25 protein-coding genes are annotated in these 20,476 nt (G+C 42.8%); 20 read left to right on the top strand and 5 right to left on the bottom strand.

Features of this window, described 5'->3' with window-relative positions; genetic code table 11:
* Nucleotides 1-41 precede the first annotated feature (41 nt).
* Nucleotides 42-362 (bottom strand): c-type cytochrome, encoded by a 321-nt coding sequence (locus tag NYG90_RS07490; protein WP_115011797.1) that lies wholly within the window; start codon nucleotides 360-362, stop codon nucleotides 42-44.
* Nucleotides 363-529: 167 nt separating this feature from the next.
* Here NYG90_RS07490 and NYG90_RS07485 point away from each other — a divergent pair, with 167 nt between their 5' ends.
* From NYG90_RS07485 to NYG90_RS07405, 17 genes are all read left to right on the top strand, one after another.
* On the top strand, nucleotides 530-1,585 hold the full coding sequence (locus NYG90_RS07485) for a flagellar basal body P-ring protein FlgI (RefSeq protein ID WP_408938836.1): 1,056 nt from the start codon (nucleotides 530-532) through the stop codon (nucleotides 1,583-1,585).
* Between the two features lie 219 nt (nucleotides 1,586-1,804).
* Nucleotides 1,805-2,098, top strand: a complete 294-nt coding sequence (locus NYG90_RS07480) for a Rod binding protein (protein WP_285257247.1) — start codon at nucleotides 1,805-1,807, stop codon at nucleotides 2,096-2,098.
* A gap of 61 nt (nucleotides 2,099-2,159) precedes the next feature.
* The gene (locus NYG90_RS07475; RefSeq protein WP_285264905.1) at nucleotides 2,160-4,055 is read left to right on the top strand and encodes a glycosyltransferase; all 1,896 of its coding nucleotides are present in this window, start codon (nucleotides 2,160-2,162) and stop codon (nucleotides 4,053-4,055) included.
* A gap of 133 nt (nucleotides 4,056-4,188) precedes the next feature.
* Nucleotides 4,189-5,370 carry a glycosyltransferase family 9 protein gene (locus tag NYG90_RS07470; protein WP_285264904.1) on the top strand — a complete coding sequence of 394 codons (1,182 nt, stop codon included), beginning with the start codon at nucleotides 4,189-4,191 and terminating at the stop codon, nucleotides 5,368-5,370.
* A complete protein-coding gene (locus NYG90_RS07465; RefSeq protein ID WP_285264903.1) occupies nucleotides 5,367-6,095 on the top strand; it encodes a class I SAM-dependent methyltransferase in 729 nt (242 codons plus the stop codon). The genes NYG90_RS07470 and NYG90_RS07465 overlap by 4 nt, the downstream gene beginning before the upstream one ends.
* A gap of 17 nt (nucleotides 6,096-6,112) precedes the next feature.
* Complete coding sequence (locus tag NYG90_RS07460; RefSeq protein WP_285264902.1) at nucleotides 6,113-6,274, top strand: hypothetical protein; 162 nt, start codon at nucleotides 6,113-6,115, stop codon at nucleotides 6,272-6,274.
* Nucleotides 6,275-6,456: 182 nt separating this feature from the next.
* Complete coding sequence (locus NYG90_RS07455; RefSeq protein ID WP_285264901.1) at nucleotides 6,457-7,071, top strand: hypothetical protein; 615 nt, start codon at nucleotides 6,457-6,459, stop codon at nucleotides 7,069-7,071.
* A gap of 15 nt (nucleotides 7,072-7,086) precedes the next feature.
* The gene (locus NYG90_RS07450) at nucleotides 7,087-7,389 is read left to right on the top strand and encodes a hypothetical protein (RefSeq protein WP_285264900.1); all 303 of its coding nucleotides are present in this window, start codon (nucleotides 7,087-7,089) and stop codon (nucleotides 7,387-7,389) included.
* Nucleotides 7,386-7,937 (top strand): class I SAM-dependent methyltransferase, encoded by a 552-nt coding sequence (locus NYG90_RS07445; RefSeq protein WP_285264899.1) that lies wholly within the window; start codon nucleotides 7,386-7,388, stop codon nucleotides 7,935-7,937. Before NYG90_RS07450 ends, NYG90_RS07445 begins: the two co-directional genes overlap by 4 nt.
* A 38-nt stretch (nucleotides 7,938-7,975) precedes the next feature.
* A complete protein-coding gene (locus NYG90_RS07440; protein WP_285264898.1) occupies nucleotides 7,976-8,383 on the top strand; it encodes a class I SAM-dependent methyltransferase in 408 nt (135 codons plus the stop codon).
* 19 nt (nucleotides 8,384-8,402) lie between these two features.
* Nucleotides 8,403-8,879 carry a methyltransferase type 11 gene (locus NYG90_RS07435; RefSeq protein ID WP_285264897.1) on the top strand — a complete coding sequence of 159 codons (477 nt, stop codon included), beginning with the start codon at nucleotides 8,403-8,405 and terminating at the stop codon, nucleotides 8,877-8,879.
* An 82-nt stretch (nucleotides 8,880-8,961) separates the two neighbouring features.
* Nucleotides 8,962-9,459, top strand: a complete 498-nt coding sequence (locus NYG90_RS07430; RefSeq protein ID WP_285264896.1) for a hypothetical protein — start codon at nucleotides 8,962-8,964, stop codon at nucleotides 9,457-9,459.
* Nucleotides 9,452-9,781 carry a hypothetical protein gene (locus NYG90_RS07425; protein ID WP_115011788.1) on the top strand — a complete coding sequence of 110 codons (330 nt, stop codon included), beginning with the start codon at nucleotides 9,452-9,454 and terminating at the stop codon, nucleotides 9,779-9,781. Before NYG90_RS07430 ends, NYG90_RS07425 begins: the two co-directional genes overlap by 8 nt.
* A gap of 87 nt (nucleotides 9,782-9,868) precedes the next feature.
* Nucleotides 9,869-10,810: a polysaccharide deacetylase family protein gene (locus NYG90_RS07420; protein ID WP_285264895.1), complete on the top strand. Its 942-nt coding sequence runs from the start codon at nucleotides 9,869-9,871 to the stop codon at nucleotides 10,808-10,810.
* 23 nt (nucleotides 10,811-10,833) lie between these two features.
* Entirely contained in the window at nucleotides 10,834-11,640 is an 807-nt protein-coding gene (locus NYG90_RS07415; RefSeq protein ID WP_285264894.1) for a methyltransferase domain-containing protein, read from the top strand.
* Nucleotides 11,641-11,689: 49 nt separating this feature from the next.
* Complete coding sequence (locus NYG90_RS07410) at nucleotides 11,690-12,289, top strand: class I SAM-dependent methyltransferase (protein WP_285264893.1); 600 nt, start codon at nucleotides 11,690-11,692, stop codon at nucleotides 12,287-12,289.
* 22 nt (nucleotides 12,290-12,311) lie between these two features.
* On the top strand, nucleotides 12,312-12,647 hold the full coding sequence (locus tag NYG90_RS07405) for a hypothetical protein (protein WP_285257259.1): 336 nt from the start codon (nucleotides 12,312-12,314) through the stop codon (nucleotides 12,645-12,647).
* Here NYG90_RS07405 and NYG90_RS07400 read toward each other — a convergent pair.
* The 4 genes from NYG90_RS07400 to ppsA are packed head-to-tail and all read right to left on the bottom strand — an operon-like array spanning nucleotide 12,644 to nucleotide 16,799.
* A complete protein-coding gene (locus NYG90_RS07400; RefSeq protein ID WP_285257260.1) occupies nucleotides 12,644-13,429 on the bottom strand; it encodes a UDP-N-acetylmuramate dehydrogenase in 786 nt (261 codons plus the stop codon). The genes NYG90_RS07405 and NYG90_RS07400 overlap by 4 nt on opposite strands.
* Before the next feature lies 1 nt (nucleotide 13,430).
* Nucleotides 13,431-13,697 carry a flagellar biosynthesis protein FliQ gene (gene fliQ / locus NYG90_RS07395; protein ID WP_115011786.1) on the bottom strand — a complete coding sequence of 89 codons (267 nt, stop codon included), beginning with the start codon at nucleotides 13,695-13,697 and terminating at the stop codon, nucleotides 13,431-13,433.
* Between the two features lie 54 nt (nucleotides 13,698-13,751).
* Nucleotides 13,752-14,360, bottom strand: a complete 609-nt coding sequence (gene lpoB, locus NYG90_RS07390; protein ID WP_285257261.1) for a penicillin-binding protein activator LpoB — start codon at nucleotides 14,358-14,360, stop codon at nucleotides 13,752-13,754.
* 15 nt (nucleotides 14,361-14,375) lie between these two features.
* Nucleotides 14,376-16,799, bottom strand: coding sequence for a pyruvate, water dikinase (gene ppsA, locus NYG90_RS07385; RefSeq protein ID WP_285257262.1), 2,424 nt, complete (start codon nucleotides 16,797-16,799; stop codon nucleotides 14,376-14,378).
* Between the two features lie 177 nt (nucleotides 16,800-16,976).
* Between ppsA and purL the strand changes: the two genes are divergently transcribed.
* The 3 genes from purL (at nucleotide 16,977) to NYG90_RS07370 (ending at nucleotide 20,403) form a co-directional block, all read left to right on the top strand.
* Nucleotides 16,977-19,562 carry a phosphoribosylformylglycinamidine synthase subunit PurL gene (gene purL, locus NYG90_RS07380; RefSeq protein WP_285257263.1) on the top strand — a complete coding sequence of 862 codons (2,586 nt, stop codon included), beginning with the start codon at nucleotides 16,977-16,979 and terminating at the stop codon, nucleotides 19,560-19,562.
* Between the two features lie 22 nt (nucleotides 19,563-19,584).
* Nucleotides 19,585-19,794, top strand: a complete 210-nt coding sequence (locus tag NYG90_RS07375; RefSeq protein ID WP_285257264.1) for a hypothetical protein — start codon at nucleotides 19,585-19,587, stop codon at nucleotides 19,792-19,794.
* Nucleotides 19,795-19,929: 135 nt separating this feature from the next.
* A complete protein-coding gene (locus NYG90_RS07370; RefSeq protein ID WP_115011779.1) occupies nucleotides 19,930-20,403 on the top strand; it encodes a hypothetical protein in 474 nt (157 codons plus the stop codon).
* Nucleotides 20,404-20,476: the final 73 nt, after the last annotated feature.

Genomic DNA, 20,476 nt, shown 5'->3' with positions numbered 1-20,476 from the left:
CCACTGCTAAGCAGCAGACACAATGCTTATTTTTCTAAGACTTACTTTTTCAAAGTAGGGATATATTTTGCAAGCGCATCGATTTCTTCATCGCTTAGTGCTGCTGCTTGCCCCCACATTGTCGCGCCAAGACCGAAGTGATTCAAAGTCTTTGCCTTATATCCTAGAAGATCCTTTTTGATCTCTTCTTCTGTCATTGTATTTGTGATCTTGCTTTTACCAAGAGCTTGCTTCTCCATATTTGCCCCGTGGCACGCTTGGCACTTTGTCTTAATAATATCTGCTGGCGCAGCAGCATTTAGCGCAACAGCGCAGCCAAAAATCCCTAGTGTAGCAACGAACTTTTTTTGAAGTGAGTTCATAGACTTCTCCTTTAGTGTGAATGTGAGCCTAGATTCTACAACGAAAAAATAAATAAATACTATAAATATGCATAAGTCAAAGCTATTTTGGCACAATATTTATGGAATCCTTTTTGCTTAGAATCCTAGCGATACCTATCAAATATGGCTTATCCTAAGGAGAGATAATGACTGCAAGAATGCACAAGCAATGCCACCGCTACATAATGACAGCGATATTTTTGCTGCTTTTTAGCACGCAAGCCTATGCGGAAAAAATCGGCGATATAGCCAATATCGTAGGTGTGAGAAGCAATCAGCTAATCGGCTATGGACTGGTGATCGGGCTTAATGGCACGGGCGATAAAACTAGCTCAAAATTTACTATGCAATCCATCGCCAATATGCTTGAAGGCGTGAATGTCAAGGTAAGCCCAGAGAGCATAAAGTCCAAAAATGTCGCTGCGGTGGTCGTTACCGCAAATCTCCCGGCGTTTGCCAGACAGGGTGATAAGCTTGATATACAAATTTCTTCCATAGGCGATGCCAAATCCCTAGAATCCGGGATTTTAGTGATGACTCCACTGACCGCAGTAGATGGCAATATCTATGCCATAGCGCAAGGCGCGGTGAGCACAGGCAGCTCGAGCAATCTCCTAAATGCCACGATCGCACAAGGTGCCGTTGTAGAGCGCGAAGTCGCTTATAATCTAAGCAATCAGCAAGATCTAACCCTAAGCCTAAAGACTTCAAACTTCCAAAATGCTATCAAAATCCAGCAAGTGCTAAATAGCACCTTTGGCGAGCAAAGTGCCATAGCCATAGACTCTCGCACGATCAAGCTAAATCGCCCAGAAAATCTAACCCCTGTGGAGTTTCTAGCCCTACTCCAAGAAGTGCAGATTGATTACACAATGGGTAGCAAAATCATCATCGATGAAAAGTCCGGCACGATTGTCGCAGGGATCGACATACCTGTGCGCCCTGTGGTGGTTACAAGCGGTGATATAACGCTAAAAATCACCAATGAACCCTTGCTTGATGAAAAAGGCGCGCAAAAGCTGGATTCTACGACAAGCTTTGATCCCAATAGCACGACAATCAGTGCGAGCGAGCCCAACACGACCATATCTAATGTCGTCAAAGCCTTGCAAAAAATGGGCGCAAGCCCAAAGAGTATGATCTCTATCCTAGAGGCTATGCGCCAAAGTGGTGCGATCGCCGCGCCGATAGAGGTTCTATGAGAAAGGTGGATTCTAGGGCTGTGCGGATTTCACACTTAGTCCCTTTTCTTCTAGGATTCTAGGAATTGTGGTGGGGCTGGTTGTTTTGCACGAATTTTAGGGTAGAGCTAGACTAGATGTCTGCGGCTACCCTAAAATTCGTGCAATCAATCACATTGCCTACCCAAGACCGAATCCATAAGGCTAGAATCCACTTTTTAACACATTAAAGGAGCAACAATGAAAATCGACACAAGCAGCACCCTAGCAGCCTACCAAGCAAACAAAACCCCAAGCATTAGCAAAACTAGCGATGATGCAAAGCTAAAAGAGCAGACCGATGCCTTTGAAGCAATTTTGCTAAAGTTTATGCTCGATACTTCGCTCAATCTTGAAAATCCACTCTACCCTAAGCAGCCCGGCAGCGACATCTACCAAGGAATGTATAAAGACACGCTTGCTAGCCACTTATCCGGGGGCTTTGGATACAGTCAAGCCCTCTTTGACTGGCTTAAAGAGCAGCAAAAGGGCTAGACTTGCACAGACATACAAATACGCTACAATACGCGCCTAAACTAATCCATAGGGCTTTTTGATGAGAGTTGTGCATATCACTAGTCTAGATAATGGCGGAGCTGGTAGAGCTTGCATAAGGCTACATAAAGCCCTGCTAGAAGCAGGGGTGGATTCTATTGTTATCACGCAGACTAAAACAGGCGACACGCCGCAGGTCAAACAACTTGCTCAAACAAAACCTCAAAAGCTTGTCGCTAAAATCCGCCCTTTTCTATCCCAGCTTCCGCTTATGGCTTACCCAAAACGAGTAAAAGACATATTCTCCCCTAATCTCCCCATTTTTACCCCAAGCAATCATCTGCTTGTCTCAACGATAAAAGCCCTAAAACCAGACATCGTGCATTTACACTGGGTGGAAAATGGCTTTTTTAGTATCAAAGACTTACAATCCATACAAGCCCCTATACTATGGAGCTTACACGATGCCAACCCCTACACAGGCGGCTGCCACATAGTGGCAGCCGCCTGTGTAGGGGTTGGCACTCGTTGTAAAAGCTGCCCCTTGCTTAAATCTACCTATCCGTTTGACATAAGCTTTTGGACATTTAAGCGTAAAGCAAAGACCTATGCCAAGCTAAAAAATCTTACCATCAATGGCTTATCTCGCTGGATAGCACAAAGTGCCAAAGACTCTAGCCTATTAAGCTCTAAGCCTATTATCAATCTGCCAAATCCCATTGACACACGCATTTATCGCCCGATACAAAAATCCCTAGCACGAGAAATGCTGCATATCCACACGCCTAAAAAAATCATAAGCTTTGGTGCCATTGGTGCGACTTCAACGCCACGCAAAGGCTTTAATGAGCTAAAAGCCGCGCTAGATTGTCTCCCGCAAAATCTTAAAGATAAGTGTGAATTGCTCGTCTTTGGCTCTAGTGAAGGGCAAAATCTACAAGATATACCCACACATTATGTAGGCACACTGCACGATGATATTGCCTTGGCTTTGTTGTATAGTGCAAGTGATGTGTTTATTATGCCAAGCCATTTAGAATCCTTTGGGCAAACCGCCCTTGAAGCCATAGCCTGTGGCACACCAGTAGTAGCATTTAATACAAGTGGGCTAAAAGATATTATCACTCATAAACACAATGGCTATCTTGCCAAATGCTATGACACAAACGATTTAGCAAGGGGTATAGAGTGGATTTTAAGCCTTGAAACAGCTAAGTATGAAGCTCTCGCTCGCAATGCTCGCTCTTCTGCGATAAAAGCTTTTGAATCTTCAAAAGTCGCCCACGCTTATATTGACACTTACGCACAATTAGCTGGGGGGGGGGCAGTAGATAAAACTTGGCTTATTTCTATTGCCAAGCATACTTTACATACGCTGCTCCCCCATATTTTTGCACAGCCTACTTACTATATCGGCTTTGGTGCGATTGGTGGGGCTAGTGTGGGAAGAAAGGGCTTTAACGAGTTAAAAATTGCCCTAGAAAATCTCCCCTTTAGTCTTAAATCACAATGTGAGCTACTTGTCTTTGGCGGAGAAGCCCCGCAGATTCAAGGGATTAAATCCCATACACTAGGCTTCCTCCACGATGACTACGCTCTAGCCTTTGCCTTTAATGCCTGTGATATATTTGTCGCTCCAAGTTTGGCAGAAAATCTAAGCAATGTCATTATGGAATCTTTAGCTTGTGGCACACCTGTTGTGGCATTTGATATTGGTGGTAATGGTGATATGATTACCCACAAGCATAATGGCTACCTAGCACCGCTTGCAAACGACTCTAACACACTAGGAGAGGGTATAGAGTGGATTTTAAGCCAAGATGCAAAAGCCTATGCCACACTTGCCCACAATGCTAGAGTCTCTTCTTTGAGATTTGAATCTGCAAAAATAGCACATACCTATATCAATACTTATGTATTTTTAACGGGGGGGGGGGGAGCAATCATAGATTCTTAAGTATTTTTTTACAATTCTCATATTTTCCAGATTCCACAAGTTTCTTAGATTATCCTGTATTTTTCGCTCCTATCCCCACTTCCACTCATATCGCTAGCACTTTTGACACAACTCACGCAAGGTTTGTAGCATAATGCTAAAGCCTATCCTACGCGAGATTTTAGAGCCTATTGTGGAGCTTTGTATCAATATCCTTGCCTACACAAAGCCCAAGATTCATAGGCAAAAAAGCATTGTTATCCTCCGCACTGATGCCATAGGAGATTATCTGCTTTTTCGTGCCTTTTTAAGTGAAGTGCGACAAGCCTATCCTACACACCATATTACACTTATTGGCAATAGTGTATGGAAATCCCTGTATGAGTATTTTGACTCATCATATTGTGATAATTGCATTTGGATTAACACGGCACATTTTCAAACAAAACATATTCATAAGAAAATTAAAATCCTACGCCACATCAAGCAAATAGGCTATGAGCTACTCATTAACCCCGTGCATTCTCGCGATGAGCTAAATGCTACTCTTGCCTCACATATAAACGCCCTAAACAAAATCGCTCCACAAGGTGATGATGTCAATCTCTCTCCACGCAAAAAAACACGCCACGATAGAATCTACACAACCCTAACGCCAAGCACCAAGGATATTATATTTGAGTTTTATCGTAATAAAGAGTTTTTTGAGCAGCTATTACAAAAGCCCCTTGAGACTTCTCCAAAGCTTCATCTCCACTGCCCACCCACACGAGCAATACCCACCAAAAAGCCTTATAGCGTGTTATTCATAGGGGCAAGTGCAAAATATCGCCAATGGAGCATAGAGCATTTTGCAGAAGTTGGGGCATATCTTATGCAAAACCACAAGCACAATATCCTTATATGCGGAGGGGGTGCGGATAGGGAATCTGGAGCAAAACTCACGCAAATTTTACAACCCATAGCAAAAGAGTGTGGGCAATCTCTATGTAATTTAGCGGGGGAAACTACTTTGGTGGATTTGGCATTTCTCGTGTATAACGGCAACCTGCTTGTTTCGAATGAAACAAGCGCGGTGCATTTATGTGCCTTGTTAGACACGACGATAATTGTCGTCGTGTCTAACGGCAACCATTTGGGTAGATTTATCCCCTATCCTAAAGAGATAAGGGATAAATACTACCCTGTGTTGCACCCCTTTATCACGGCAAATTACGCCAGATACAAGGAGTTAAGCAATGTCTTTGCCTACAAAAGCACACTTGATATTAACGACATACAGCCTAAACAGGTTATTGATGTCATAGAGCAAATCTACACAAAGGAGCAAAAATGAGTGAATATTTTGAAGCAAGGGGTGTGAGCCTAGAGACCTACAAGGAAGCAAAGTTGCCAGCGTATTTTGAGGAAGTGATTTGCCAGCTGCCTAAACACGCTAGAATCCTAGATTTTGGCTGCGGCTTTGGACAAAATCTTTTAGCGATTAAAAAGTGTTATTGTAATTTTGCGGATTCTAACGGGGGGGGGGGGGGCGAGTATAAACTGCTTGGCATTGATATAAATCCCAAAGCCATTGCCTATGTGCAAAGCGTAGGGATAGAAGCCATAGTGTATGAAAATATCCTAGACTTTAGCCCCCAAGACAAATTTGACCTAGTTATCACAACACATGTTTTGGAGCATCTACCAAAAGAGCAAGTAGTGGAGATTCTCTCTCATTTTAAGAATAATATTTTGAAAGAAGGTGGAAAAATGTTTATAGCAGTGCCAAATGCCCAAAGCCACACAGGCTGCTACTGGGCGTATGAAGATTTTACTCATAACACACTTTTTACAGCTGGAAGCTTGATTTATGTCCTAAAAATGGCAGGTTTTACTCACATAGACATTATAGATCAAGATGCACTTGCAGGGACAAAAGGTGTAAAAAGAATTATTCGCAAGTTCTTTTTACAACTCTACAAACTTAACTTTGCCTTTTGGAATCGCATAACAAATAGTGCTTTCCACACACCAAGTCCGCAAATTTTCAGCTATGAAATAAAGGTCCTAGCCTACTAACCAAAAAAGGAGCAGCAATGAAAAAAATTCTTAAAAAAATATTCAAAAAGTTGAGAATCTACTTCACCCACGGGCTAGATTCTAAGCTTGATAAATTAACTATGCTACACGCAAATCTCCTATCAATCCAACATAAACAGCTTTATAGACAGCAATTAATGGGGGGGGGGGGGGAATAGATATTAGAGATTTTGAGTTTAGCGTGTATTCACAAAATGGCGAAGATGGAATTTTGGACTTGCTTATTGAGGCACTGGAGCTAGATTCTATACACTCGCCTTATCCTCGTGCTTTTGTGGAATTTGGAGTGCAAGATTATACAGAATCCAACACTCGCTATCTTTTGAAAAAGCGGAATTTTATGGGATTTATTATGGATGGAAGTGCGACACATATTGAATCTATCAAACAAGATGGTATATATTGGAAGCACGATTTAGAGGCACAATGTGCTTTTATCACAAAGGATAATATCAACACTCTAATCAAACAATGGTTAGATTCTAGAAAGCTAGATAATATCGCTATTTTAAGCATTGATATTGATGGGGTAGATTATTTTGTATGGGAAGCTATAGAATGCGTGAAACCTGCTATTGTGGTAGTTGAATACAATGCCTTATTTGGAGAATCGCTTTGTGTGAGTGTGCCATATCGTGCAGATTTTGATCGATTTTTAGCTCATCACAGCGGACTATATTTTGGTGCAAGTATAAAAGCTTTAATCTCGCTTGGCAAAAGCAAAGGATATATATTTGCAGGTGCAGATTCTAGTGGGACTAACGCATTTTTTATTCACCAAAGCTTAGAATCTAAACTTCCATTCTCTACTGCTCCATTGCAAGAGTATTGCTCCACTCATCACGCAAGGCAAAGTCGCGATACATTTGGCAATCTCTCATTTTTACAAGGAGATGAAAGACTTAAAGCCATAAAGCATTTGCCCTTGCATACTTGCAAGGATTTTAGTCATTAACACAAAGGAGAATCTATGAAAATACAAAATGTCAAACAAAGTGTTTCGTGCAAAATCTGTGGCTCAAAAAGTAATGTAGCCTTTTATGCACAAATTCTACATCAATTTAATGAGCCTTTCTATAAGTGTGAGCATTGCGGATTTTTAGGTTGCGATGAAGTGTATTGGCTTCCTTTAGCCTATCAAAGTGCTATCAATATTGCTGATACAGGCATAGTCGCACGCAATTTTTATTTATATAAAATTGTTTCGTGTGTCGCTGCCCTCTTGTTTAGTATGGGCGATAAAGGTGATATTTTAACAGGGGGGGGGGGGTGAATGAAAAGATTCTGCTTGACTTTGGTGGTGGAAGTGGGCTACTCGTGCGTTTGCTCCGCGATGTGGGGATAGATAGCTATTGGAGTGATAGATATTGTGAAAATTTATTTGCACGAGGATTTGAATGGGATAGCAACACAACACCAACAATGGCGACCTGCTTTGAAGTATTTGAGCATTTGCCAAACCCTAGAGAAGAGATAGATTCTATGCTAAAAATTTGCCCTAATTTGCTTTTTTCCACAGAACTTCTCCCCTGCCCTATTCCAGAATCTAGTGGCACAAATACTTGGTGGTATTATGGTTTTTCTCACGGGCAGCATATTAGCTTCTACACTTATCAATCCCTAGAACTTATTGCTAAAAATCACAATCTCTATTTCTTCTCTTATGGAGGATTGCATTTATTTAGTCAAAAACGCATCGCACCATCATATTTTAAATGGATTGTTAGGCTTGCACACAGAGGACTTTTTACATTTATTAAAAAATGTTTTCACTCAAAGACTATGAGCGATTGCGAAAAATTAAGTCAAACATCATTATAATTGCGATATTTGTCTATAAAACACTCCCATAAGGATAAATGATGAATATATCAAATCAAAAACTCCTAAACTTTGCCTGTGGCAGTAGAATCCACCCAGATTGGGTCAATATTGACTTTAGCCCGATAGATAAAAGAGTAAAGAAAGTGAATCTTCTTCGCACACTCCCTTTTGCTGATGAAAGCTTTGATGTGGCGTATAGTAGCCACTTTTTAGAGCATTTAACCCCACAAAAAGCCCTGCAAATCCTTAAAGAAATCAAAAGAATCTTAAAGCCAAATAGTATTGTAAGGATTGTCGTGCCAGATTTACAGAATCTTGCTTCCGCTTATCTTGCCACACTTTACAAGCTGACAAATTCCGCACAAGATTCTACAAAGCAGAATCTAACGGGGGGGGGGGGGCAAACAGAATCTAGCCAAAACCTTAGATATTGCAAATCTTGAATTTGAATATGATTGGCTTATGATTGAAATGCTTGATCAAATGGTGCGTATGCAAAGTGGCGGACAAATGGGAGAGTGCTTCCACAAAGTATCAGTAAGCAAAGATAGGATAAAAGCGGATTTTATAGAGCAACGAGTAGGCGAAAGGCTCATAACTCCCCACGCTGTTACAAAACCTAGCCTAAAATCCAAAATCACCCTTGATAAACTCACAAATAAGATATTAAATCTCTATCTTAAATCCCTTTATTTTCTAGCTCCGCGTAGCATACGCGATGAAGTCTTTATCCGCACAAGCATTGGAGAGCGACACAAATGGGCGTATGATAGCTTTTCGCTTAAGCGGCTGCTTACACAAGCGGGATTTAGCGATATACAAACAATGCGTTATAACCACTCCCAAATCCCCCATTTTAATACCTACCTGCTTGATATAAATGCCGATGGCTCAGCATACAAAGGTGTATCAAGCTTGTATATGGAAGCTAGAGCTTAGATTTTTAAACTATCTAAACTATCAAGGAATATTTAAGATTGCAAAATGTAGAATCCACGCTATTTTGATTTTAGGAAACATTATGGCAAACAGCACATTACGCACTATGCTTAGGCGTCCGTGGCGAATTTTCAATCAATGCAAAATAAAAGTTCTGCAACGCTACAATCGCCTATGTCGCCCACCAAAATGGCATAATCTCCGCTCTATTGAGCCAATTTCAAAAGTTTTTGGCTTTGATCGTGGCACACCCATTGATAGAATCTACACCAATGATTTTCTACGAAAAAACGCACATTTTATACAAGGTAGAGTATGCGAAATTGCTGAAAATACCTACACCAAAACTTTTGGGAGCAATGTAACACAAAGCGAGATTCTCCATTACACCACAGAAAACAAAAACGCTACGATTATAGGCGATCTCACACAGCACAGCACTTTGCCACAAGGTATTTTAGACTGCTTTATTTGCACGGTTACGCTGAATTTTATTTATGATTATAAAGCAGCGATTAAAGGTATATATTTAATGCTAAAAAGTAATGGGGGGGGGGGGCATAACAAACTCAATGTGTGAAATAAATCCAACGAATCAATCTATAAATCCGCCCGCAAAACCATCTAGCACCGCCCTTGTAACCGTGGCAGGACTCGTGCAGATTTCACAATATGATTATGAGAGGTGGGGAGATTATTGGCGTTTCACAGATATGGGGATTAAAAGGGATTTTGAAGAAGTGTTTGGCAAGGGGAATGTAGAAGTTGGCACTTATGGTAATGTTTTAGCTACTATGGCGGAGCTTCAGGGTATTGCCGCCGAAGAGCTTAAACACGATGAACTTTTTTACAATGATTCACACTATCCTGTGCTAATAACCATTGTGGCTAAAAAATATTAGGAGCACAACTTGAGATATTACATCAACAAAATACGCGATACCCTCTCGCAGTTTAAATCTATTCAGCGTTTTTTCAAAGGAAAGGGAATGATTGTAATGCTCCATAGAATTGCTCCTTTTGAGGATAAACTTTCACCAAATGAACATATGAAAGTAAGTCCTGAGTTTTTAGAATCCTTCATTACTCAAGCATTAGATTCAAAATATCACTTCATCAGTCTTGATGAACTCTATGAAGGGTTACTACATAATGATTTGCCTGAATACTTCATCTGCATAACCATTGATGATGGTTATAAGGATAATTTGACTTTTGGCTATCCTATTTTTGCCAAATACAATATTCCATTCTGCATTTATGTTTGCACCTCTTTTCCAAAATCTAGCCATAATATGTGGTGGTTTGCACTAGAAGATTATCTCTTAAAACACAGCAACATTATTTACAACAATACAAAATATGACATTTCAACAAAAGCTTTGAAAGAAGCGATGTTTCTTACAATGAGAGCCAATATAATCACACAAATTGATAGCTATGAAAACTGCAAACAAACCCTTGAAAATTTTGGAATCTTCTATAATCCACGCGATTATGATAATCTCACACTTTCTTGGGAAGATATAGCCTTCCTCCATACTCAAAAGCTGCAAAATACGCTGGGGGGGGGGGGGCAAAGACAACTTTGCACCATAGGCTGCCACACTCACTCACACCCCATTTTTAATAATCTTAGCAATGATGAAATAGCACAAGACATAGCAAAAGCCCAAAAACTTTTTTTACAACATCTGCACTTCACGCCTACGCATTTTGCCTATCCTTTTGGTAGTAGAATAGAAGTAAGCCCACATCATTTTTCACTTATTCAAAACCTAGGCTTTAAAACTGCTACCACAACGAGACACGGAAGCATTTATCCCCAACACGCTAGGCATATCCACGCCCTACCTCGTGTGTTTTTCAAGGAAAATTTTATGCTAGAATCTGCCTTTAAGATTCGCAAAAGACGCATTGTAACATCTTGATACAACTTAAACAAGGAGAGAAAATGACTATCAACTTACAAGAGAAAAATCTCACAGAGCAAGAAAAACTAGGTGTAGAACGCTTATTAGAATCTCAAAATCCGGATATTACCGATGACTTAGAACAAATTTGGTATCTACTCAATAAAACTTGGCAGGATATGGGCTGTGATAACAAAAAATTAGATTGGGATAAAATCGCTCAATTTTACGCCCACCCAGTATGGCTGCTCAATGGGCTTTTTATAGAAACACACGATCTTTCAATGCAAATACGCAAAAGTATAGCTTTGTATATCGCACAGCAAGGCTTTAAACGCATTTGTGATTATGGGGGAGGATTTGGCACTTTGGCAAGAGAGATAGCACAGATTTGCCCAAATATAGAGATTGATATATATGAACCATTCCCGAGCGAATATGGCAAAAAATGTATAGCAAATTTTACCAATATATGCTTTGTCAGCGAGCTAAAAAAAGATTATTACGACTGCCTTATTTCAACAGATGTGCTAGAACATGTAGATAATGTGCTAGAGACATTCAATACAATGCTTGAAAGTCTGCAAGTAGGTGGCAAGGCACTCATTGGTAATTGTTTTTACCCTGTAATTGACTGCCATTTACCAAAGCATTTCCACTTCCGCTACACTTTTAAGCATATCGCCACGCTTATGGGCGTTACATACATTGGCAATATACAAGGGGCGGAGTATGTCCAAATTTATCATAAATCTAAATCTACACAAGCAAGTTTAGCCGTGAAATTAGCGGGGGGGGGGGAGCAGATGTTTATTCCCCTTGCTGAATATGGTGCGATTTGTGCTTAGACCCTGTGTGAGATTGTTTAGAAAATTAAAAAATAAAAGGAGAGATTAGATGAAACCACAACCTTGCATACTCTGCCATAGCAATGATACACACATTACACAAGAAATTGCCAGAGATGATATTATCGCACTTTATAAAAGTTTCCCCGGCGTTGCAATAGATTCACTTATCTCAAGTGACTTACTCTATCATCACTGCAATGTTTGCGATCTTAGCTTTTTTACTTGCAAAGATGGCTCTATCCCCACTGGCGATAATGCCTTCTATAATGCCCTAAATCAGCTTGATTGGTATTATTTTAGCGAGAAGCACGAATATCACTTTGCTAAAAAGTTCATTGCTAAGGATTCTAAAGTGCTAGAAGTTGGCTGTGGCAAAGCCGCATTTGCCCGCTTTCTCCCACAAGAAGCCAAGCCCCACTATGTCGGCTTAGAGTTTAGCACACAAGCAAAGCAAATGGCAGCAAAAGATGGAATCTTGATTGAGAACATATCCATTGAAGAATATGCAAACTCACATTCCAAGCAATTTGATGTCGCTTGTAGCTTTCAAGTTTTAGAGCATGTTAGCAATCCTCATACTTTTTTGCAATCACAGATTGATTGCTTACAGAGAGATATTCTAACGGGGGGGGGGGGGGATAAATAAAACTCCATATTTAATCATAGCTGTGCCTAGCCAAGATAGCTTCTTGCAATATTGTGTCAATGGTGTTTTAAATATGCCGCCTCATCATATCTCCCGCTTTAGCGACAAAACTCTCCAAGAAATAGCCAATATTTTCAATCTTGAATTACTAGAGATTTATCACGAGCAAGTCCAGCCCGAACATATTGATTTTTACAAAGCCACAATGTGGGCAAAGCTCTTTTTACCCACTCCGCTCATAGACAGGGGATTGCTAAGAAAATTTATCAACAAAGCAGGGTTTATCGGCAGATCGTTTATCAAGATTCCACCTAATGCCTACGGACACACAGCAGTGGCAGTATATACCATAGCCTAGCCTAGAATCCGCACTTCAGGCTCTAGGTGGATTCCAAAGCGATCTTGGACAATTGTTTGTGCGTATTCTATCACCCACAATGCATCTTCAAAGCTCGCTCCACCACGATGGACCAAGAAATTTGCGTGCTGCTCGCTAAAGCCCACGCCATTTTTCATAAAGCCTTTTAGCCCTACTAGCTCGAGCAATCTCCCTGCATAATCTCCGCTAGGGTTTTTAAAACAGCTGCCACAGCTAGGGAGTTTGGGGTGGGTTTTTCTCATCATCTTGCACGCTTGTAGCACCTCTTCCCTAAAGCCTACTTGCTTCTTAAATCGCATAGCACTAATAATCCCACTAATATTGCTACTCCTATACGCCAGCCCCAGATTCTCTTCCCACGCACCATTGACACACGCGCTTAGCACGACATCTTTCATCTCATATTGCTTCATACCAGCATTCATCATCAAAAGCCCCCCGGCACTACCGGGCAATGCCTGCAAAAATTCCAGCCCACACAGATCTCGATCACGAAAAAACGCAAAAATCTTCCCACTTGGCGTCATAGCCCCCACTTCTACCCACTCTTCACTCTCACAGATATAGTCAAACTCCTTACTAAGCATTGCTAGGTGTTTTGCATTTGGTGAGACTAGGAGATTATATGCGTGTCCTATACATCGATATGCCTGCATTGCGCTAAAGTGCGCTTCATCGCCCTTTTCTAGCACGACAACAGGCGTCAAACCGCCGATCTTCAAGCTACTATATTTAGCAAAATCTACGCAACTCTCACGCATACTAGCTGATGAATTTTGGGATTAGCTCGATAATGTTTTTCGTATAGTCTGTAAGCATTGTAAGCATCCACGGCATTGTGAAAATAATCACCGCAATGACCGCTAGGATCTTAGGCACAAATGAAAGCGTCATTTCATTGATCTGTGTTGTCGCTTGAAAGATACTGATCAAAAGCCCCACCACAAGCCCTGTGGCTAAAATCGGCAGAGAAATGAGCAATGTGATCTTATAGGTCTCAATGGCTAATGCCATAAGCTGCCCTTCCATATACATCAATCCTTACTTGTCATATAGTCATTATCTAGTGATTAGAATCCACTTTTACCACGCTGAAGATTTCTTCCCCACTTTAATGATATTTACTTCATTATCCCACACCACAAGCCCACTCTTGAGATCTGTAAGTGTCAGGAGAAAAAAGTAATCCACCCTTTGCTTGGATTTTACCTTTGTATTGCGCTGGATAATCTTCCCAGATAGCGATAGCTCTGGGGCGATGATATTGCCCTTTTCTGGGACTCCATATTGATTGACTTCATCGTTTTCGCGCGCCTCTCGCACGGAGTCTAGCATTTTATCCTTGCTGCCACCACTGCCTGCAAACGCCATTGTCAAAATAAATTTCCCACTATTGCGCATATCTCGTGTGATTTTGCGCGTAAGCTCTTCGGTAGAGAAGTGCTGCATAGTGTCATTTAACACATCAGAAATCGCCAGCACTTTGGGCTTTGAGAGACCTGCTAGAGAGCGCACATACCCACTCTCAAGCAAGGATTTTATATTATCACTTGCTGCCTTTTCCAAGTCGTGATAATCAATCCCTAAAGAAGAGTGTTCCCTAGAATCCACATTATCCACATACTGCACACCGCCACAGCCAAGCAGCACAAGCCCAAACGACATAGCCACAAGATAAGCCAATCTATACATAACTAGCCCACTTTCCTATTTCAATGTCTTTTCAAGATCAGCTATACGCGTCCAAGTAGCCACCACAGAATCCGGATTTAAAGAAATAGAGTTGATCCCCTCTTTTACCAAAAACTCCGCAATTTCGGGATAATCGCTTGGAGCCTGCCCACAGATCCCGCAATATTTGCCGTGCTTTTTACACGCTGCAATCGCGCGCTTAAACATCTCTAGCATAGCAGGATTGCGCTCATCAAAGATATGGCTTACAAGCTGCCCATCGCGATCTACGCCCAAAGTAAGCTGTGTCAGGTCATTTGAGCCAATGGAGAAGCCATCAAACATACTTAAAAATTCATCTGCCAAAATCACATTCACAGGCAGCTCGCACATCACATAGATTTCTAAGCCATTTTTGCCAGATTCTAGCCCATTACGGCGCATAATCTCAAGCACCTTTTTCCCCTCTTCTGGCGTGCGAAGAAATGGCACCATCACCTTCATATTAGTAAGCCCCATTTCCTCTCGCACCATACTAAGAGCCTCGCACTCCCACTCAAACGCCGTGCGATAGAGATCCGAGTAATATCGACTCGCCCCACGATAGCCAAGCATTGGATTTTCTTCTAGTGGCTCATACGCTAGCCCACCAATCATACCGCGGTATTCATTAGACTTAAAATCACTCACACGCACGATTACAGGCTTAGGGTAAAACGCCGCAGAGATCATACCCATACCTTCAGCGATCTTTTTGATGAAAAAGTCCTTAGGACTCTCATAGCCAGAGATGAGCTTTTCTATCTCTTCTTTGTCTTTTATGTCCTTTTTGCCATTTTGCAAATCAAGCAGCGCAAGCGGATGGGCTTTGATTTGATTTAGGATAATATGCTCCATACGCGCAAGCCCTACGCCATCGTTTGGCAGCTGTGAAAATCCAAACGCCTTCTCTGGATTGCCGATATTCATATAGATTTTTGTCTTTGTCTGCCCAAGATTGCTAAGCTCAATAGTTTCAATCTCAAAGGGGTGGATACCATTATAGATATAGCCCTCTTCCCCCTCAGCACAAGATGCCGTGATCTCCATACCTGTATAGAGCCTATCTGTCGCGCCCACAGCCCCCACAATCGCTGGCACGCCAATTTCACGCGCCACGATAGCCGCGTGGCAAGTGCGCCCACCACGATTGGTGATGACAGCCGCTGCCTTTTTCATCGCCGGCTCCCAGTCTGGGTCGGTATTATCTGTTACAAGAATCTCACCCTCTTTAAAGGTATTCATATGCTCTAAATCGTTGATGATCCGCACTTTTCCGTGCCCAATCTTCCCGCCGATCGCACGCCCTGTGAGTATCACCTCTCGCCCTGCATCTTTGTCTTTGAAGCGAAATTTCTCCAGCCTTTGTGCGCAGCCATTTTTGCTCTTTTGGCTCTGCACGGTTTCTGGGCGAGCTTGCACGATAAATATCTCCCCACTCTCGCCATCTTTAGACCACTCCATATCCATAGGGCGATACTCGCCTGCTTCTTTGGTGTAATGCTCCTCGATCTTTATCGCATAGCGCGCAAGCGTCAAAATATCTGCATCTGTGATAGAAAAGGTGCGCATTTCTTCTTGGGTGGTTTGGATATTTTTCGTAGGGTGTGGATCGCCGGGTGTAGCATAGACCATTTTTTGATGTTTATGCCCTAGCTGGCGTTTGATAATGGGGCGTTTGCCCTCTTTGAGCGTAGGTTTAAAGACATAAAATTCATCAGGATTCACCGTGCCGCCTACGACATTTTCCCCAAGTCCCCAGCTAGAGGTGATAAACACCGCATCTTTAAAGCCTGTTTCTGTATCGATAGAAAACATCACCCCAGCACTGCCCTTATCTGCACGCACCATTTTCTGCACGCCCACAGACAAAGCCACCTTAAAATGATCAAATCCCCTAGAAGCGCGGTAGCTCACTGCCCTATCGGTAAAAAGTGAAGCAAAGCAGGATTTAATGTAATGCACCAAATCTGTTTGTCCCTTTACGCTTAGATAAGTATCTTGCTGTCCCGCAAAGCTCGCATCTGGCAGATCCTCCGCAGTAGCCGAGCTGCGAACCGCCACATCAGCATATTTCATACCATATTCTTCACTCAAAATCCTATATGCTTCAAAGATCTCATCGCGCAAATCTGTCGGCAATGGCGTGCCAAATATCAGCTCACGGATCTGCTTTGAGCGAGTCTTAAGCACATCAATTTCTGTAACATCAACACCAGCAAGCAGATCGATGATCTTTTGCCGGATCCCACCAGAATCCAAAAGATACCAATACGCATCGCTTGTGATAGCAAAGCCATTTGGCACCTTAATCCCAACAGGGACAAGCTCTTGAAACATCTCGCCAATACTAGCGTTCTTACCACCGACAAGCGGGACATCTTTATTATTGAGCTCTTTGAAAAACTTAATATACTTCATTCTCTCTCCTAGGGTATTTGGGTAATGGGGGCGTGTGTCTTGCGACTCAAAAAAGTATATTGTAATTTATAAACCTTTAATAAACCTTACACATAAGCTTAATACAAATACAAAGAATCAACTGCTACAATGCCAATCTTTCACATCTATATCACAGCACTTTGTTAAGGATTCTCAATGGACAAGACTTTTGCCATACAAGATATGCCAAGCGCATTGCAAGCACATAAACTCTCCAATGATGACTACAAGCAGATTCTAGCGATTTTGGGGCGAGAGCCAAATCTCGTGGAGCTTGGGATTTTCTCGGCAATGTGGAGCGAGCATTGCAGCTACAAATCCAGCAAAATCTACCTAAAAGGCTTCCCCACAAGCGCACCTTGGGTGATCCAAGGTCCGGGGGAAAATGCCGGCGTGATCGATATAGGCGGTGGCTATGCCGCGGTGTTTAAGGTAGAGTCTCACAATCACCCTAGCTTCATCGAGCCTTATGCTGGGGCAGCAACGGGTGTGGGCGGGATTATGCGCGATATTTTCACAATGGGTGCGCGTCCAGTGGCAAGCTTAGATTCTATCCGTTTTGGCGAAATCTGGCGAGATGATGAGATAGGCAGAAAGCATAAATCCTTGCTTAAAGGCGTGGTAGCAGGGATTGGCGGCTATGGGAATTGTATGGGCGTGCCAACTATCGGCGGGGAAACAAACTTTGAGCCTTGCTACAATGGCAATATTTTGGTCAATGCCTTTTGCCTAGGGATCGCTAAAGCACAAGAGATTTTCTACGCTAAAGCACAGGGCAATGGCAATCCCGTGCTATATGTAGGGAGCAAAACAGGGCGAGATGGCTTAGGTGGGGCGGTGATGAGTAGCGATTCTTTCAATGAAGATTCTAAAAGCTTGCGTCCAACGGTGCAAGTGGGCGATCCTTTTACAGAAAAGCTCCTGCTTGAAGCCTGCCTAGAGCTCTTTACGCAAGATTTGATCATCGGTATCCAAGATATGGGGGCTGCTGGGCTTACTAGCTCTAGCTTTGAAATGGCTGGGCGAAGCGGAAGCGGAATGAAGCTCTACCTTGATAGAGTGCCTATGCGTGAAAAGGCTATGAACGCCTATGAGCTTATGCTAAGTGAATCCCAAGAGAGAATGCTCATTTGCGCGAAAAAGGGCGCGGAGGAGCAGATTAAAGCGATCTTTGATAAATGGGAGCTTGATTGCGAAGTGATTGGCGAAGTAACCCAAAGTGGCGATATGGAGCTATTTTGGGGGGAGCAAAAGGTAGCGCATATCCCCATTGCCCCCATCACAGACAATGCCCCTATGCTACACCTCCCCACAAAAGAGCCTGCCTACATCGCGCGTGTGCGTGCGAAAAATCCCCTAGAATCCTTGCAGCACCACACCGCTGCACATAGTCTCACAGACATAGCGCGCCTTTTGCTAGGGAGTATTGATATTTGTGATAAAGAGTGGATTTATAGCCAATATGATAGCAGCGTGCAGACAAACACACTCATCGCAGCAGGACAAGGTGAAGGCAGCATAATCCGCGTGAAAGAAAATGGCGCAGCTCTTGGTATGGCTATCCACGCGCCTGTGCGCTACTGCTACCTAAACCCAAGAGAAGGAGCCAAGATCGCTGTCGCCAGAGCAGGGAGAAAATGCGCTACAAGAGGCATAAGACCCCTAGCAATAAGTGATTGCCTAAACTTTGGCAACCCAAACAACCCTGAAGTAATGTGGCAGTTCAAAGAGAGCTGTGAAGGTATCAAAGAGGCGTGCGAAGTGCTGCAAACCCCTGTGGTAAGCGGCAATGTCTCGCTCTATAATCAAACAAATACGACAGATATTTACCCGACCCCAACGATTGTAAGCGTAGGGCTAGCCAAAGATCCGCTTAATGTCATCGACTCTGCTTTCACAAAAGAGGGGAGCAAAATCGCCCTGCTAGGCGAGATTGGTGAAGACTTTGGGGGGAGTGTGTTAGAGAAGCTCGCACAAATGGGCGCGTTTTCTATGGATTCGCGCGTTGGCTTTTTGGCTAAAAATGGCGATTCTAAAGAAACATCGGCTAACGCCGAGCGGTATCCCTTGTTTTGCTGCGGCGATTCTGCGCTCATTACCACACAAGGTAAATCCCTTGAATCGCCTTGCAAAGCCCCATTTTTAGCTCAAAAATCCTGCCGCGAGCAGCTTGAAGTAGAATCCACTTTTGAAAAATCAGCCGAAAATAAAAAAACTACCGACATTCAAAGCGTAGCTTCTTTAGAAAAAGTGGATTCTAGCGACACCGCCCAAAACGCAAAGATGGATTCTAGGCAGAGCGAGATTACCCCAAGCGGTGATGCGCCGCATATCGATCTAGCACGCGAGAAGCGGCTCTGGGATCTCTTGCTAGAGGGGATAGAGTCCAAGCTCATCACTTGCGCGAAAGAAGTGGGCGAGGGGGGGCTAGGCATAGCATTGGCAAAGATGGCTATCTTTAGCAGGCTTGGCTGTGCGGTGCAAATCGCCCTGCCTAAGCGCGAAATGCTTTTTTCCCAGACACAAAGCTGCGTGGTGGTGGAGACAGGCGATTTTGCGCAGCTGCAAGAGCTAGCACAGAGGCATAATATTTCTTGCTTGCTGTTGGGGGAGGTAGGGGGAGAGCATATCAGCATACAAGTGGATTCTAGCCCAAATCCCCAAGCAATCCACCTATCTACCCAAGAAGCAGGGGAGATATTTTTCCAAAGTTTTGACAAGCATTTAGAATCCGCTCTTTAGCCTAGAATCCACTTTTTGAAAAGTGGATTCTAGTATAGATCGCCACGCCGCTACTATCGCAGCGGCTCGCGATGACAAAGCTCAGCTGTCATTGCGAGAGAGCGAAGCGACCCAAGCTTTCCATAAAAAGTGGATTCTAGCCTTAACGCCTCTTTTTATCGTCATTGCGAGCCTTGCCCTAAGGCAAGGCGTGGCAATCCATACAAACATCACACAAAACACGCACCCCTAGAATCCACTTTTGACTCATTGCGTTTTTTCTGTCATTCAATCCTTTGACATAACGCTGTCAAAGCCCTTTGCTATAACTTCGACCAAGGATTTCGCGCAAGCGAGATCCCACCAAACAAACCTCAAAGGAGAGTCAATGACACATCTTGAAAAACTAGTAAAGAGTCAAATCGCAGCCATCTATGCAAGCCTTGTAGGCACGCAAAAATATAGCGCGGAAACGACAAAAAGCCACATCACATTATGGCATAGTGATTTTGATGAGAGTGATATGTGCTTTGTCATCGAAGTAGAAGCATACTGCGAGAAAAAGGCTAGCTTTAGTGCATATCTGTATCCGCACGATAAAAATCGCAAAGCAAAGTGCCTAAAAGTGCTGCAAGAAGTGCTAGAGGTAGGGGGAGAGAGCTTTGATGAAGAGACGCAAGAGGATAAGGAGTGGTATATTATGCTTCCAGAATACGAAGAAGTCGATATTGATGAGTCTTTGGCTGAGAAGTTTGCTGTGTATTTTGACAAGGTCAAAGACAGAGTATATCACTTCAACCAAAAAATCCAAGCAGACCTACTAAGCCAAGCAGGCTCAAAGCTAGAAGAGTTTATAGCCTAGAGTCTATTTCTTGCCACTGCGCTAGAATCCACTTTTGATAAAAGTGGATTCTAGGAATCTACACAAATCCACA

Origin of the sequence: Helicobacter zhangjianzhongii (genome assembly GCF_030249855.1) — a bacterium.
Lineage (GTDB): Bacteria > Campylobacterota > Campylobacteria > Campylobacterales > Helicobacteraceae > Helicobacter_B > Helicobacter_B zhangjianzhongii.
This window is presented reverse-complemented; position numbering and strand designations above follow the sequence as displayed.

Bases quoted from the DNA above. Each gene is read 5' to 3' on its own strand.
- NYG90_RS07490 (WP_115011797.1), bottom strand. From the start codon at position 362: ATGAACTCACTTCAAAAAAAGTTCGTTGCTACACTAGGGATTTTTGGC.
- NYG90_RS07485 (WP_408938836.1), top strand. From the start codon at position 530: ATGACTGCAAGAATGCACAAGCAATGCCACCGCTACATAATGACAGCG.
- NYG90_RS07480 (WP_285257247.1), top strand. From the start codon at position 1,805: ATGAAAATCGACACAAGCAGCACCCTAGCAGCCTACCAAGCAAACAAA.
- NYG90_RS07475 (WP_285264905.1), top strand. From the start codon at position 2,160: ATGAGAGTTGTGCATATCACTAGTCTAGATAATGGCGGAGCTGGTAGA.
- NYG90_RS07470 (WP_285264904.1), top strand. From the start codon at position 4,189: ATGCTAAAGCCTATCCTACGCGAGATTTTAGAGCCTATTGTGGAGCTT.
- NYG90_RS07465 (WP_285264903.1), top strand. From the start codon at position 5,367: ATGAGTGAATATTTTGAAGCAAGGGGTGTGAGCCTAGAGACCTACAAG.
- NYG90_RS07460 (WP_285264902.1), top strand. From the start codon at position 6,113: ATGAAAAAAATTCTTAAAAAAATATTCAAAAAGTTGAGAATCTACTTC.
- NYG90_RS07455 (WP_285264901.1), top strand. From the start codon at position 6,457: ATGGGATTTATTATGGATGGAAGTGCGACACATATTGAATCTATCAAA.
- NYG90_RS07450 (WP_285264900.1), top strand. From the start codon at position 7,087: ATGAAAATACAAAATGTCAAACAAAGTGTTTCGTGCAAAATCTGTGGC.
- NYG90_RS07440 (WP_285264898.1), top strand. From the start codon at position 7,976: ATGATGAATATATCAAATCAAAAACTCCTAAACTTTGCCTGTGGCAGT.
- NYG90_RS07435 (WP_285264897.1), top strand. From the start codon at position 8,403: ATGATTGAAATGCTTGATCAAATGGTGCGTATGCAAAGTGGCGGACAA.
- NYG90_RS07430 (WP_285264896.1), top strand. From the start codon at position 8,962: ATGGCAAACAGCACATTACGCACTATGCTTAGGCGTCCGTGGCGAATT.
- NYG90_RS07425 (WP_115011788.1), top strand. From the start codon at position 9,452: ATGTGTGAAATAAATCCAACGAATCAATCTATAAATCCGCCCGCAAAA.
- NYG90_RS07420 (WP_285264895.1), top strand. From the start codon at position 9,869: ATGATTGTAATGCTCCATAGAATTGCTCCTTTTGAGGATAAACTTTCA.
- NYG90_RS07415 (WP_285264894.1), top strand. From the start codon at position 10,834: ATGACTATCAACTTACAAGAGAAAAATCTCACAGAGCAAGAAAAACTA.
- NYG90_RS07410 (WP_285264893.1), top strand. From the start codon at position 11,690: ATGAAACCACAACCTTGCATACTCTGCCATAGCAATGATACACACATT.
- NYG90_RS07400 (WP_285257260.1), bottom strand. From the start codon at position 13,429: ATGCGTGAGAGTTGCGTAGATTTTGCTAAATATAGTAGCTTGAAGATC.
- fliQ (WP_115011786.1), bottom strand. From the start codon at position 13,697: ATGGAAGGGCAGCTTATGGCATTAGCCATTGAGACCTATAAGATCACA.
- lpoB (WP_285257261.1), bottom strand. From the start codon at position 14,360: ATGTATAGATTGGCTTATCTTGTGGCTATGTCGTTTGGGCTTGTGCTG.
- ppsA (WP_285257262.1), bottom strand. From the start codon at position 16,799: ATGAAGTATATTAAGTTTTTCAAAGAGCTCAATAATAAAGATGTCCCG.
- purL (WP_285257263.1), top strand. From the start codon at position 16,977: ATGGACAAGACTTTTGCCATACAAGATATGCCAAGCGCATTGCAAGCA.
- NYG90_RS07370 (WP_115011779.1), top strand. From the start codon at position 19,930: ATGACACATCTTGAAAAACTAGTAAAGAGTCAAATCGCAGCCATCTAT.